This window comes from Variovorax nivicola, from assembly GCF_051216475.1.
GTDB lineage: Bacteria > Pseudomonadota > Gammaproteobacteria > Burkholderiales > Burkholderiaceae_C > Variovorax.
On record NZ_JBPJZK010000001.1, the window covers coordinates 787633 to 801494 of the forward strand.

The 13862-nt window shown below is 65.5% G+C and carries 16 protein-coding genes; all 16 read right to left on the reverse strand.

Annotated features, from left to right (window positions below; all coding sequences use genetic code 11):
* Nucleotides 1-34: 34 nt before the first annotated feature.
* Nucleotides 35-946 (reverse strand): type II secretion system F family protein, encoded by a 912-nt coding sequence (locus ACSFBF_RS03730; RefSeq protein ID WP_435464982.1) that lies wholly within the window; start codon nucleotides 944-946, stop codon nucleotides 35-37.
* A 12-nt stretch (nucleotides 947-958) separates the two neighbouring features.
* Nucleotides 959-1951: a type II secretion system F family protein gene (locus ACSFBF_RS03735; RefSeq protein WP_435464983.1), complete on the reverse strand. Its 993-nt coding sequence runs from the start codon at nucleotides 1949-1951 to the stop codon at nucleotides 959-961.
* Between the two features lie 9 nt (nucleotides 1952-1960).
* Nucleotides 1961-3331 carry a TadA family conjugal transfer-associated ATPase gene (locus tag ACSFBF_RS03740; protein ID WP_435464984.1) on the reverse strand — a complete coding sequence of 457 codons (1371 nt, stop codon included), beginning with the start codon at nucleotides 3329-3331 and terminating at the stop codon, nucleotides 1961-1963.
* A gap of 42 nt (nucleotides 3332-3373) precedes the next feature.
* Nucleotides 3374-4525, reverse strand: coding sequence for a CpaE/TadZ family protein (locus tag ACSFBF_RS03745; protein WP_435464985.1), 1152 nt, complete (start codon nucleotides 4523-4525; stop codon nucleotides 3374-3376).
* A gap of 19 nt (nucleotides 4526-4544) precedes the next feature.
* A complete protein-coding gene (locus tag ACSFBF_RS03750; RefSeq protein WP_258354941.1) occupies nucleotides 4545-4973 on the reverse strand; it encodes a TadE family protein in 429 nt (142 codons plus the stop codon).
* A complete protein-coding gene (locus ACSFBF_RS03755) occupies nucleotides 4970-5428 on the reverse strand; it encodes a TadE/TadG family type IV pilus assembly protein (protein ID WP_435464986.1) in 459 nt (152 codons plus the stop codon). Before ACSFBF_RS03755 ends, ACSFBF_RS03750 begins: the two co-directional genes overlap by 4 nt.
* Nucleotides 5429-5433: 5 nt before the next feature.
* Nucleotides 5434-6705: a pilus assembly protein TadG-related protein gene (locus ACSFBF_RS03760; protein ID WP_435464987.1), complete on the reverse strand. Its 1272-nt coding sequence runs from the start codon at nucleotides 6703-6705 to the stop codon at nucleotides 5434-5436.
* Nucleotides 6706-6747: 42 nt separating this feature from the next.
* The gene (locus ACSFBF_RS03765) at nucleotides 6748-6924 is read right to left on the reverse strand and encodes a Flp family type IVb pilin (protein ID WP_435464988.1); all 177 of its coding nucleotides are present in this window, start codon (nucleotides 6922-6924) and stop codon (nucleotides 6748-6750) included.
* A gap of 105 nt (nucleotides 6925-7029) precedes the next feature.
* Nucleotides 7030-7239 carry a Flp family type IVb pilin gene (locus ACSFBF_RS03770; RefSeq protein WP_435464989.1) on the reverse strand — a complete coding sequence of 70 codons (210 nt, stop codon included), beginning with the start codon at nucleotides 7237-7239 and terminating at the stop codon, nucleotides 7030-7032.
* 144 nt (nucleotides 7240-7383) lie between these two features.
* Entirely contained in the window at nucleotides 7384-7677 is a 294-nt protein-coding gene (locus tag ACSFBF_RS03775) for a hypothetical protein (RefSeq protein WP_435461424.1), read from the reverse strand.
* An 11-nt stretch (nucleotides 7678-7688) separates the two neighbouring features.
* Nucleotides 7689-9164: a type II and III secretion system protein family protein gene (locus tag ACSFBF_RS03780; RefSeq protein WP_435465913.1), complete on the reverse strand. Its 1476-nt coding sequence runs from the start codon at nucleotides 9162-9164 to the stop codon at nucleotides 7689-7691.
* A 93-nt stretch (nucleotides 9165-9257) separates the two neighbouring features.
* Nucleotides 9258-10100, reverse strand: coding sequence for a Flp pilus assembly protein CpaB (cpaB, locus tag ACSFBF_RS03785; protein WP_435464990.1), 843 nt, complete (start codon nucleotides 10098-10100; stop codon nucleotides 9258-9260).
* A gap of 33 nt (nucleotides 10101-10133) precedes the next feature.
* Nucleotides 10134-10718 (reverse strand): A24 family peptidase, encoded by a 585-nt coding sequence (locus tag ACSFBF_RS03790; protein ID WP_435464991.1) that lies wholly within the window; start codon nucleotides 10716-10718, stop codon nucleotides 10134-10136.
* A gap of 16 nt (nucleotides 10719-10734) precedes the next feature.
* Nucleotides 10735-10881 carry a hypothetical protein gene (locus ACSFBF_RS03795; protein ID WP_435464992.1) on the reverse strand — a complete coding sequence of 49 codons (147 nt, stop codon included), beginning with the start codon at nucleotides 10879-10881 and terminating at the stop codon, nucleotides 10735-10737.
* 210 nt (nucleotides 10882-11091) lie between these two features.
* A complete protein-coding gene (locus ACSFBF_RS03800) occupies nucleotides 11092-12834 on the reverse strand; it encodes an AGE family epimerase/isomerase (RefSeq protein ID WP_435464993.1) in 1743 nt (580 codons plus the stop codon).
* Nucleotides 12831-13856 (reverse strand): hypothetical protein, encoded by a 1026-nt coding sequence (locus tag ACSFBF_RS03805; protein ID WP_435464994.1) that lies wholly within the window; start codon nucleotides 13854-13856, stop codon nucleotides 12831-12833. Before ACSFBF_RS03805 ends, ACSFBF_RS03800 begins: the two co-directional genes overlap by 4 nt.
* Between the last annotated feature and the right edge of the window lie 6 nt (nucleotides 13857-13862).

Genomic DNA, 13862 nt, shown 5'->3' on the forward strand with positions numbered 1-13862 from the left:
GCCGCACCGGGTTGCCCCAGGAGCGGCGCCCGGTTCAATACCCGTTCAGCATCGGCATGATCATCCGGATGATCCGGATCGCCGCCGGCGTGAGGATGACCAGCGAGATGCACGGAAAGATGCACAGCACCAGCGGCAGCAGCATCTTGGTCGGTACCTTGGCCGCCAGTTCTTCTGCACGAACCTGCCTCTTGTGGCGCAGATCGTCGGAGAACACGCGCAGCGATTCGCCGATGCTGGTGCCGAACCGGTCCGACTGGGTCAGCATGGTCGCGAAGGTGCCTATCTCTTCCACGCCCGTGCGCAGCGCCAGGTTGCGCAGCGACTTCTCGCGCGTAGCGCCGGCGCGCATTTCCAGGTTGGTCCAGTGCAGTTCCTGCGCCAGCGCCACGCTCTTGACCTGGATTTCCTCTGTGACCTTGGCCAGGCCGGCGTCCAGCCCCAGGCCTGCTTCGACGCACACGAGCATCAGGTCGGCGGCATCGGGGAAGTTCTCGAATATCTCGCGGCGACGCGCGCGAATAAGCAGGCGCAGCACCAGGTTGGGCAGGTAGCAGCCGGCCAGGGCCGCCACCGCGAGGTACAGCAACATCTCCGTGCCGTCCGCTGCTCCCGTCGCCCGCATCCCCAGGAACGCGAGCGCGGCAAAGCCCAGCGGCAGCAGCGTCTTCATGCCGAAGTAGACAAGGTAGGCGTCCGGGTAGCGGATGCCGGCATTCAGGAACCGCACGCGCAGCGGCGACAAGGCGGCGTCGCTGGTGGGCGAAGACAACTGCGCGAAGGGGCCGACGATCTTGACGGCAGTCTCGGCCCAGGCCGACTTGCCGGCCGACGGCGTCACCGCCTGCAGGCGTTGCTCGGTGCGCGTCGGAGACATCCAGACCGCAAGGCCGACTATCGCCAGCGACACGGCCAGGAAAACGAGGATGGGAAACAGCATGGTCATGGTCCTTCTCCTTCAGACGCGAATCTTCGCGATCTTGCGCAAGAGCACGATGCCCACGAGCATCAGCACCAGCATGTACTTGATCACCATCTGCCCGATCGGGTCCGTCCACAGCGGCGACATGAATTCGGGGTTGAAGATGTTCATGAGCGCCGCCAGGGCAAATGGCATGAGCCCCAGGATCCAGGCCGACAGCCGCCCTTCCGACGAAAGCACCCGCACCCGTGCGAGCAGCTTGAGCCGGTCGCGGATGAGCCGGCTCAGGTTGCCCAGCACCTCCGTCAGGTTGCCGCCGGAGTCGCGCTGGATCAGCACCGCCACCACGAAGTAGCGCAGGTCGGTGAGCGGCATGCGCTCGCTGAGGTTGGTCAGGGCCTGCTGCAGCGAGACGCCGAAATTCACCTCGTCGGCGACCATGCGGAACTCGCTGGCAATGGGGTCGGCCATTTCTTCGCCGATCATCTGCACGCCGCTGGCGAACGAGTGCCCCGCGCGCAGTGCGCGCGTCACCAGGTCCAGCGCATCCGGAAGTTGCCTCTCCATGCGGGCCAGCCGGCGGCTGCGCTGGCGCTGCAGGTAGAGCACCGGAAGCATCGCTGCGCAGACCCCGGCGGCGAGCGCCAGCAGCATCGGCTGGCGTGCCATCGACGCCGTCACGAAGAACGCGAGCACGCCGAGCGCACCGCATACCAGCAGGAAGCTGGAAACCGTCCAGTCCAGCCCCGCCTGCAGGATGAAGCGGTCCAGCCGGTGCGCCCGCGGCAGGCTCAGCAGCATGCGCTGCATCCACGGCACCTCGCTGAGCATGCGCTCCTTGACCAGGTGCGCCTGCGACGTGCGATCGACCGCGGCGGAAAACGCCTGCAGCCGCTTCTCGATCTTGCGCGCCTCCGGCCCCTTGTAGGAGCGCCACAGCAGATACAGGCCCTCGATCATGAGCAGCACGGTCACGAAGACCAGCACGGTGACGGTGATGAGGGTGTGCCCCCCCAGGTTGTCGAACATGGCTGTCTCCTATTCGTAGTGCTTGGCCGGCTCGAACATGGTGTCAGGCAGGTCCACGCCGTAGGCATGCAGCCGCTCCGCGAATTTCGGCCTGACACCAGTCGCGTGGAAATGACCGCGCACCAGGCCATCGGGCCCCATGCCGGTCTGGTGGAAAGTGAAGATCTCCTGCATGGTGACCACCTCGCCCTCCATGCCGGTGATCTCCTGGATGCTGGTGACCTTGCGCCGTCCGTCGACCAGCCGCAGCACCTGCACGACCACCGTGATGGCCGACGCGATCTGCTGGCGCACGGTGCGGTGCGGCAGGTTCAAATTCGCCATGCCGATCATGTTTTCCAGCCGCGCCAGCGCATCGCGCGGCGTGTTGGCATGGATGGTGGTGAGCGAGCCCTCGTGGCCTGTGTTCATCGCCTGCAGCATGTCGACGGCCTCGGCGCCGCGCACCTCGCCGATGACGATGCGGTCGGGCCGCATGCGCAGCGCATTGCGCACCAGCGCGCGCTGCGTGATCTCGCCCTTGCCCTCGATGTTCATCGGCCGCGTTTCCATGCGCGCCACGTGCGGCTGCTGCAGCTGCAACTCCGCCGCATCCTCGATGGTGATGATGCGTTCGGTCGGCGGAATGAAGCCTGACAGGATGTTCAGCAGCGTGGTCTTGCCCGCACCCGTGCCGCCGGAGATGAGCATGTTGACCTTCGCCTGGGCCAGGCCCTCGAGCATCTGCGCCATTGGCGGCGTCAGCGTCTTGAGCTCGTTCACGAGGTTCTCCATGCGCAGCGGGATCTTCGCGAAACGGCGGATCGACATCATCGGCCCGTCGAGCGCCACCGGCGCGATGACCGCATTGACGCGCGAGCCGTCGGGCAGCCTCGCATCAACCATGGGGCTGGACTCGTCGATGCGCCGCCCCACCAGCGAGACGATCTTGTCGATGATGCGCAGCAGGTGCTTCTCGTCAGTGAAGCTGACGTTGGTCAGCTCCAGCCGGCCCCGGCGCTCCACGTAGACCTTCTCGTGCGAATTGATCAGAATGTCCGAGACGGACGGGTCCGCCATCAGCAGCTCGATCGGCCCGAAGCCGAGCATCTCGTGCTGGATGTCGCGGATCAGCGTGCGCCGCTCGATGTCGTTGAGCGCCTCGGGCTCCTCTTGCAGCAGCCGCGTGACCATGGTCGAGATTTCCTGGCGCAGGACTTCGGGCTTCAGGGTTTCCAGCGCCGCCAGGTCGAAGCGCTCCAGCAGCTTCAGGTGCATGCGCTCCTTCAGCAACTTGTAGGCATCCGACGCAAAGGGCGACGCGGTCAGGTCGGCTGCGTGCCCTTCGGGCCGCGCGGCGGGATCGGCGTCGATCGCATTGAGCTGTTCTCTGAATGACATGGGAACCTGCCTTGCTGTTGAAGAAGAATGATCCGGTGGTGCTCAGGCACGGCGGAAGAGCCGTCCGATGAAGCTGGGCGCCACCTCCTGCCGCGGACTGAGCGAGTGAGCGATCTCGGCGAGCCGCTTGGCGAGCGTGCTGCCGCGCGACATCTCCGCCAGCGGCACGCCCCGGTTGATGGACGCATCCACGTCCTTGCCGCCGTCCGGCACGATCGTGAGCGTCGCGCCAACCAGCGAGCGGCGCATGTCCGACAACCCGATTTCCCCGCCACCGGCGCTACGGTTCACGAGCAACTCGACCTTGCCGGCCGGGTAGCCCAGCGACTTGAACACGTGCATCAGGCGCGTCACGTTGCGGATGTGCGGCAGGCTCGGCTGCAGCACGGGAAAGATGCGGTCCGCGCGGTCCAGCACCCGGATCGAGAGCGTGTCGATGCGCGTGCCGAGGTCGAACAGCACGAAGTCATACATCGGCAACGCAACCTGCAGGATCGCATCGATGTGCTCGGCCTTCACCTCCAGCGCACGCGAAAGGTCGTCGGGTGCAGGCAGGATGCTGAAGCCCGGCGCCACGCGCACCACGCTGGCCGCGAGCAGCGACGCATCGAGGCGGCCGATGTCGCGTGCAACGTCCGCCATGGTGGAGCTCGGCCGCAGGTCGCTGACGTACGACAGCGCGTCGCCGAACTGCAGGTTCAGGTCGATCAGCAGCACCGAGCGCTCACGCGAGAGCTGGTGCGCGATGTTGGTCGCGAGAAAGGTCGCTCCGCTGCCGCCCTTGCAGGGCATGAACGCCACGACCTGGCCAGGGCCGCGCGCTTGCGTGCCGGCCATCTTGAGCCCGATGCGCTCGACGGCGGCTTCGAGCGCGGCAGTGTCGGATGGCGACGGCAGTACCTCGCGCACGCCCGCGCGCATCGCGTGGATCAGGAACTCCGGCGTCTGCATGGCGCACAGAAGCACCACCGCGATCGCCGGGTGCTGCATCGTGAGCTTCTCCACCAGCACGAGCTCCTGAAGATCGCAGCACATGCCGTCGACCAGCAAGAGCTCTGGGGCCGCCTTCTCGACGACCCACTGCATCCGGCTCTTGCCGCCCTCGAACAGCGACACGTGGTGGGAGCGCGCCTCGAGGACCTTGCGCATGTCCTGGAGGTGGTTCGGATTGGGGGAGATGATGGCGATCTTCATGGTCGTGTCCGGTGCGTTGCTAGGAGCAGATGGCTGCGCTGTTCGGGTCTTTGCGCATCACCTCGCGCGGCAGGTAGGTGGAAAAGCCCGGCATCGGGATCAGCGGTGCGACACCACCTGCGATGGGAGAGATCCACTGGTAGTTGAGCCCGGTGATGCTGACGGTGACGCCCTGGCAGGTCGCGGCCGTGCAGCCCGAAGGCGCCCACGCCACCGACACCGTGCTGATCTGCGGCAGCAGCGCCTTCATGCGGGCAAGCACCAGCGCCTGCTGGCCGGTGTCGTCGCACACCACCGCATACCTGGCCCCCGCGCGTGTTGCCTCCTGGGCCGCATTCCACGTGAACAGCATGCGCGAGAAGTCGACGATGCCCAGCACGAACATGAGGAAGATAAGCAGGCCCAAGGCGAATTCGACCGTGGTCGCGCCGGTGATGCGTTTTCTCATGATGGCGCCCTCATGGTGGCTGCGATTTCGCTGAAGACGATGTTGCCGTTCGCATCGGCGAAGACGACGCCGATCACCGAGGGAAACAGCGAATGGAATGTGTAGCTGCTGACACGCACCGTCACCGTGGTGATGATCGGGTTCGCCCCGGCCGTTTGCCAGGTGCAGCAGCTGCCGGACGGCACGTTCGACAGGCTCAGCCCGCGCACCAGCCGCGCCCCGGTGCCGGCCGTGTTGCCGTACACGATCAGGTTGCGCGCCTCGGTGACGTGCGTGCCGGGCGTCTGCACGGACAGGTAGCGCACCGCGTCGCGGGTCGACTTGACGACCGCGTTGTACTCGTACATCGCGCGGCCGAACTCGGTGGCAATGAAGGTCAGCAGCAGGAGCAGCGGCGTGATCAGCGCCAGCTCGATCAGTGCCGCGCCACGCTGTGTGTGATGGGATCTTTTCATGGCGTTCACCTCACCAGCACCGGAACCAGTGGCCCCGCCGATCCGCCGGCCAGCCCGCTGGTGGTGCAGGGGCTGCCCACGGCGCCCGCGTTGCCGCGGAATTCCAGCAGCGTGTCGGTCATCGGAATGCTCAGCGGCTGCAGCATCAGCATGCAGGCGTAGTCGATCACGTGGTTACCGCCGTCGATGACCGGCACCGTGACGATGCGGCGGTCAAAGCCGTATTGCATGTGGCCTCCGGCAACGTTGCCCGGGTTGGCCAGCTTCTGGAAGCTGTTGAGCGACAGCCCCGTGATCGATTCGCAGCTGTTCGCGCCCTTCACCTTGGTCCCGGTGTCGGCGCAGGACGCGAAGGAAGCCCGCTTGGTCACGAAGTTCTGGGCACTCGCGGGTGCTCCGGCGCCCGGCGCGCCGTTGTAGGCATTGAACTGCGCGGGCCAGTTGAGCGAGGTGTAGGCATAGCCGGTGTAGTCGGGCCGATCCACGCTTGGATCGCCGCTGTTCTTGTAGATGCCGAAGCGCTGGTTCCAGACGTCAGCTACCGAGGTCTGCACCCCGGGCGTGCCGAGCGTGTCGCCTACCTTGGTACCGCAGCGATTGCCAAGCTCGGATTCGGTTTCCGAGGCGCTGTTGCTGCCGTCGAGATTGGCCCAGCCGATCTGGCCGCCCGCGGCCGCGTTCTGCGCCTGGATGAGCGTCACCCATTCACCTACGGTGAAGCCGTAGTTCGGTGCCGTGCCGCCCGGCTTGGGCTTCATGGCGACGGGAATGGGGCACGTGGTCTGTGCACTGGCGCGCGTGGCGACCGCGCTCGCCGTGACGCTGCGCGTAGCGGGATTGCCGGCGGTATCGCCCGAGAAGGCGCCCATGGCCTTCATGAGCCAGATGTTGACGTTGGGCTGGGTGTGCGTGCACTGCGCATAGCGGGCCACGGCGGGCGCGGTCGTGAGGGCGTAGGCCGAGTCGCGAAACGTGATGTCGGCCGTGACGATCTTGCCCTGCCCGCTCCAGGTGCTCGATTGCATGTTCACGCGGTTCGCGTTGCCGGCGGTCTGGCCTGCGCTCGTGGCTCGCGTGAGGGCTGTGCCCTGTCCGTCGAGCTCGCGCGCGGCGGCCAGGGCGCAGCTGTCCACCGCTGTCTGCAGTTCGGTCCTGATGACGAACAGGTGGCCGAAGTCGAGTGCGATGCCCATGAAGCCCATCAGGAACAACAGGAACAGCGCGGCTGTGACGATCATCGCGCCACGCTGGCGGCGATGCTGGCGGCAGGTGAACATGATCGGCTTTCTTGCTGGTTGGAACAACGCAGGAAAGCCGCGTCAGGTGCAGCTCGTGCCGCCCAGACAGGTGGTGACTCGGTCGATGAACGCGCCCAGGCCGGTACTGCCCGACAGCGCTTGCAGTGCGACCACCAGCGCGATGGAAACCACGGCGATGATCAATGCGTACTCGACCACTTGCGCACCGCTCTCGTCTGTCATGAATGACTTGAACATGGTGATGACCCCAATTCGTGTTGAAGAAGAATGAGTGGGAGCGGATGGGTGGGTGGAACGAAGCGGGCCGGAAAACCGGACCCGCTTCCCTCCACGACAGACTGCTCAGGTGCAGGTCGTCCCGGTCAGGCAGGTCGTGACGCGAGTGATGAAACTCGTGAAGCCGCCGTTGTTGGCCGTAAGGCCCTTCAGTGCAACGACCAGTGCGATCGAGACGACGGCGATGATCAGCGCGTACTCGACGACCTGGGCGCCCTCTTCCTCGAGCATGAAGCCGCGAGTCGATTGGCCGATGGCCTGGAGAAAGTTCTTCATGGTTCTTTCCTTTCAAGGTTTGAACAGTTGGAAATCAGGTTTGAAAACAATGGTGGGTGAGGGAAAAAAGTTCGTTGCAGTTCGTGGCGCTCTCCTTTCCATGTAAAGACTTCGAGGATCGAATTCGAGAGAAAACGCAGCCCGTTACTTGCCCGAGCCGCCGCCCTGACCACCGATCTGGCCGCCGATGTTGATGACGTTGACCGCCGGTGGCGGCGACTTGTAGGACTCGTGGTACTGATTCATCGACTCGCGCGCCGAGCGGCCGTCCATGCCCGCAACCGGGTCGCCGTTCTTGCCGGCGTTCGGGTTCAGCGTCATCTTTTTCTTTGCGTCGCGCACTGCGTCGCCGAAGCGCGCGTCGTAGTTAGGCGTAACGGTCGAGCAACTGGCGCCAAGAAGGCAGACGAGCGCGACGGTGGTCGATCTGATGAACATGGTGGTGCTCCTCACGGGGTTTCGCTGGCCGGGGCGGCCGGTGCCGGGGTGGCGCTTTCAAGGGCGCCGTTGAGGTAGACCTCGGCGCGACTGGGAACGACGTGGTTGTCCGTCGGTACCCGCGGCGACTCGGCCAGCGGACGAACCAGGCGCGGCGTGATGACGAACATCAGCTCGGTCTGTTCGTTCTGGAACTCGGTGCTGCGAAACAGCGCACCCATGACCGGTACTTCGCCCAGGCCCGGATAGCGCTTGATGGTCTCGTTCACGTTGCTCTTGATGAGCCCGGCGATGACGAAGCTCTGCCCGTCGTTGAGTTGCACGGTGGTGTCCGCGCGCCGCACCGTCAGCGAAGGCAGTACCGCGGTAACGCCCGAGACCGTGGTGAAGGGTGAGCCGGTCTGCGAGAGATCGGACACCTCGGACACCATCTTGAGGTTGATCCGGTCGCCGTTGAGCACGGTCGGGGTGAACTTGACCCCGATGCCGAACTCCTTTTCTTCCAGCGTGATGTTCGTGCCGCCGCCGCCAGCGGCGCTCTGCGCCACCGGAATGAAGATCTTGCCGCCCGACAGGAAGCTGGCCTGCTGGCCGCTGATGGCCATGATGTTGGGCTCCGCAAGAATGCGCACCAGCCCGTCGTCTTTCTGGCCGTCGATGGTCAGCGAGGTGCGGCCGATGCGCAGCGCCTGGGCCAGGCCAGCGCCCGTGCTCAGGAAGTTGGAGATCAGCGAATAGTTGTTCAGGCCACCGTTGCCCGTGCGCGCAATTCCGACGCGCGAGCCCAGCCGGTCGAGCAGTGTCTTGCTGACCTCGGCGATCTTCACCTCGAGCATCACCTGCTGGGGCGTCGCGACGCGCAGCAGGTTCACCACCTTCTTGCCGTCCGCGCCGTAGGCCGACGCCAGGCTCATCACGTCGTCGAGCTTGAGCGCGTCGCTGATCTCGCCGGTGAGCACGATGGATTTCTCGGCGCTGCGCACGCGGATACGGCGCTCTTCGGGCATCAGCTCCGCCAGCTTGGCCTGCAGCGCCATCGGATCGATGGTGACGATCACGTCCTTGATGTAGCAGGTGCCGTCGGCGCTCTGCAGCACGACGTTCATCGAGCCCGCCTGGCGGCCACGAAAGAACAGGTCGGTCGGGCTCAGCAGCGTCACGTCGACATCGGCAACGCCGTCGCCGGCATTCGCATTGGCAGCCTGTGCGGGCGGTTGCATGCCCGCCGGCACGGCAGCGGCAGAAGCCGCCGGCGCCCGGCTCGGAGGCTGGCCGCTGACCACGATGCGCACCACACGCGCCCGCAGGGGAATGACCACCGACTTTCCGAGCACAGCCTGGGTCGGCTGGTCGTCCGGAATGATGGCGGTACAGCGTCGGCTGTTGGGAGCGTTGCCCGCTGCCGCCGGGGACGCAGCGGATGCTGCAGGTGCAGCGGCGGGCATGGCGGCCGTGGCCGAGGCGGTTGCCGCAACCTCCGCGGCCATGGCGGCGGGAGCCGCCACTGTCGCGAGGGTCGCCAGCAGGCGGGCGAGTGTTGTTGAGATATGGCGCACTTGGTGTTCCTCCTGATGACCGGATCAGAAACAGGTCAGCGAGCTGCCCGCGTGCTGGATGACTTCCACGCACTGGGAAGCCGGCTGCGCGGCGGGGCCTGCACGATGGATACGCGGGCGGGCCGGAGCAGGCGCAGCCGCGGTGGAGACCTGCACGATGTCTTTCTCGCCGAACAGCTGGCCCTTGGTGATGCCGCCGGTGGCGACCGTGGTCTTGTCCATCTGGTTGCGAAGCACCAGGGACAGCGTGCCCACGCTGCGTGCCAGGTCGAGCTTTTCAGAATCTTCGAGCGAGAGTTCGAGCGTCACGGCGCTCACGACCTTGGGCTTGGTGTCGTCGCGGTTGGCCTCCTGCGCCACCGCCAGCACCAGCACTTTCTCGAGCACGGTCTTGCTGATCTGCGACGCTTCCTCGCCACGGCCCTTGTCCTGCTGGGCGTTGACCATCACGTCGACATAGTTGCCCGGCAGCGCGAAACCGGCGACGCCGACCACGTCGTTGACGCGCACCGTCATGGCTCGCTTGCCGCTGGCGATCACCGCCGACAACCCGCCCTGGGTGCCCACCGGTGCCAGCTTGCCTTCAATGAGCGCTTCGCCGCGCAGCACGCCTACCTTCACCACGCGCTCATCCAGCGCCTTGATGTCGCTGAACGAGCCGTTCGGCACCGAGTCGCTGGGCCAGTCGACCGTGGACAGCATCTGCGCGTTGACGCGGCTGCCCAGTTCGATGTCCACGGCGGCCACCACGACCTTGTTGGACGCGATGCCGCTTTGTCTGGAGATCCACCCGGCCGCGTAGACCGCGGCCGCCAGCCCCGTCAGAAGGGCCAGAAGGATCAGCCCGATCGCCTTGATGTTCTTCATACGAACCTCCGTCGCAGGTAAAAGATGAGAGGGCTAGACGTAGCCCAGTTGATGTGCGAGCACTTCGACCACCGTGCCCGCCGCGATGCAGATGCCATAGGGCAGCTTCCCCACGGACTGGCTCATGTGAACGTGCCCCGTGGGGCGGATGCCCGCCATGCTCGAGAACGCCATGCCTTGTGCCGCGGTCTTGACGTTGGCAAGCATGTGCGCGAGGCGGCGGCGGTGGATGGCGAACACCAGCGCCGCCATGCCGCCGGCAATGAAGGTGAAGAGCACCGCCATCAGCGTCTGCTGCGGACCGATGAAGGCTCCTGCCATGGCCATGAGCTTCACGTCGCCCGCCCCCATCAATCCCAGGACATAGAAGGGCAGCATCGCAGCGAAGCCCACACCCAGGCCACCGAAAGCGCTCATTGCGCCTGCGGCTGGCGTGCGGGCAGCGAGCGTGCCGTAGACGAGCGCGAAGAGCGCGCCGCCGAAGGTCAGCCAGTTGGGAATGCGGTAGGAGCGCCAGTCGCTGACGGCTGCCACCACGAGCAGCGCGAAAAGCGCGGGCATGCGGATGTCGGAAGCCAGCATTGCCAGCAGTTCGAGAACGGCGTCGAGTTCTTGCATGGTCGGCTCCGCGAGTTCAGGCGCTGCGCCGGATGGCGAGCAGCAGGAGCAGGCACACGACCATCACCAGAGCGCCGATCAGAGCGAACTCCATGAACGACATGCCTGCGTCTTCCCGCAGCAGGTTCATGAAGGGTCTCGGCAGCAATGCGAGCGGTTCCATGCGTGTTCCCCGGTTGTCGTGACCGGCCTGAACCGCCTGTCTGCCCGGTATGGACAGAAGCGTTCGGCCTGGGGATGACTGTAGGAATCACGCTGTCTTCGCACATGAGCGAAGCGCCCCTTTGCAGGGGAGTCAAGCGCCCTGCCCGCGTGGGCACGGGACCATGACAAAACGCCTACCCGGAGCGTTTCCGGGCAGCAAGAGGCACCGCTATGTCTGCGCGATGGCGGCCGGTGCCGCTTGCCTTGCCTCTTCCTGTTGCGTCAGGGAAGGTCGCCCGCCGCCCTGCAGGTACTTCCAGTACGCCACGTACCCCGACAGGTAGTGCTCCACATCGTCGATGCGCACGCGAAAGCTGTGGTGGCGAATGAAGAAGCTGCCCACGATGCGCCCCGGGTTCTTGAAGAACATGGCGATCTCGGGCCAGAAGTGGCCCGTCAGCAGGTAGCGCGCACGCTGCTCCAGGGCCCGGTAGAACTTGTCGATGTCGAAGCCTTGCAGCAGGTGCTCGTGCTGCGGATCTGCCTGCATGCGCACGATCATCTTCTGCGCCGCCATCATCAACTCCAGCAGCGTCGGAAAGGTGGTGATGCGCTCGAGCACGAAGTCGAGATGGTCGCGCACGTTGTCCAGGCCGAAGCGGTAGTAGCGCTCGTCCGATCTGTAGAGCGTGAGTTCGTTGACGCAGTAGCTCAGCCAATGGTCGTGGGCCTGCCAGTGTCTGGCTTCGATGAAATGCCCGAACGCTTTCTCGACGGTTTGCAGCCAGCGCGGATCGCTGGTCAGCCCGTACAGGCGCATGAGGCCGAAGGCGGCTTCGCCGTCGTAATAGATGATCCGGTTCTCTTCCTTCACGCTGAGGTCAGGGTGGTTCAGCACGTGCACGAAGCGGCCCGAGCCCGGGTCCTGCATGTGCACGATGCCCAGGGCCAGCTGCTCCATCAGCGGCAGGTATTGCCGGTCGCCGGTGAGTTCGGTGTACTTGACCATCGCCAGCAGGCACACGGCGTTGCCGCCCAGCTTGATCTCGTTGTCGTTGTCGACGTCCACGAGAAAAGCGCCCTGCTCCCCACCGGGCAGCGTGGCGCGCTGGATCAGCGTCTGCGTGAGGTAGGCCAGCGCCCGGTCGATGGCGGCCTTGTGCTCGGGGCGCTGCGTCAGCTCCCAGCCTTCGAGCAGCGCGTAAGTGGAGCTGGCGTGCCGCAGCGCGTTGTAGGTGGGAATGGGACGGTCGAAGCAGGGAAACCAGCCGTAGTGGTACTGGCCGGTCGGCTTGACCTGCCGTGCGAGGTATGCGGTGCTGGTCGTGACGATGTCGTGCACCTGGCCTGCGTTCCACTCGGGCATGACGCGATGGCCCTTGCCCCGGCCCTGATGCTCGATGGCGTGAAGCTGCTTGCCGTCGGTGAACACGGCTCGCGTGTCGAAGACCCAGATCGGCTCCTGCGCCTGCGTCGGCCATTCCAGCTCCAGCCCGTAACGGTACTTGCCGTAGAGCTTCAGATTCGCCGCATTGGGTGTCGCCTCGTCGAGTGCGCCGTCGTACAGCACGGCGTGCGCACCGATCTCCGGCTCCAGAATGGCCACGGAAAAATCGGGCTTGAACGCGATGCCATGGCGAAAGTAGTTGCGCTTGGTCGTCGCAAAGCCCTGCTTCAGCTCCTGCCAGGACATGGCGTGCACGGTGTGCACCACATCCACACGCAGCCAGATTGGCGCAGCACTCTTCTGCTTGCGCAGCCAGGCATGCAGCAGCTGCGCGCCCCTGACCCATGTCTGCTCGAAGTTCTTTCCGCGGATGGTCACGACATGAGCCCGTTCCTTCCCGTTGCAGACCGACATGAAGAGCACGCCCGCGGCCTCTGCGTCGATGCCGGCGCAGGCGCTCGTGCATTCGTCCCACAGCGTCGCAATCGCGGGCCTGGCCGACGCCAGCAGTTCACCCAGACTCATGGCACATCCTTTTTCACAAGCGCCTCCAGCGCAAGAAATTCTTCCAGTTCGGCCGGCCTGCGGGCCTTCGAGCGCGCCGCTTCATTCCGCGTCGCCTGGAGCACGCCTTTGAGTATCTCCGCGTCGTGTGCGGAAGAACGCTGATCCTCCTCCTTCCAGCCAAATACCGGCCAGCCATTGCGTGCCGCGACCTGCCGGTCGAGCGGGCCTAGCGCCTCCAGCAGCGCCTTGATGAAGGCCGCGCCGTGCAACTGGTCGCCCCGGATGACCAGGCTGCCATCGACATAGGTGGTCTGCGCCAAGCCGGGCGGCAGCCTGAGCCGGCCGTCGGGGTCGAGCATGCCCGCCAGACGGTTCCACATGCCGCTCGCCCCGTAGGTCTGCGAGAACACCTGCTCGCGCAGTGCCGGCAGCGTGGCCGGCAACGGCTGCTGCGGTCCGCTTCCGGGGCGCAGCGCGTACTCTGACCAGCGCGCGGTGCCTTCCAGGAACCAGCGCGCCTTGAACATGGTGTAGCCGTACTGGTACTGGTGAAAAAGCTCGTGGATCGGTGTCACGTTCTGGTTCGCGTGGCGGTTGAGCAGATCGATGCGAAGGGCACAGCCGCCGGCCGCTTCGTCGGAGCCCAGTCGATAGTTCATCACCTCGTCGTAGGACATCCCGTTGCCCTTCTCCATCTTCAGCAGGAACACGTCGATCGAGGTGGCGCGTGCATAGCGTGGCTGGCGCATGGGGTGCGTCAGCCCCATCACATCGGTGAACAGCCTGCGGCCCACGACCAGTTGCGTTGCCACGTCCTGCACCTTGTCGGGTATGCCATTGCGGTCGAGATCGCGAATGTCCGGCAGCGCGTGGGTTCCCTCCAGCGTGTAGCGAATGCGGAACTCGTCGCGCACGTAGACGCGGTCGAGCTGGGAGAGCGTTGCGTTGCGCTCCACCCGGCAACGGCCGGCCTCGATTTCCTGGGCCGCGACTGGCAGAACGGCTGCTACCAGGCACACCAGCCATCGCGCATTCTTCATGCGAGC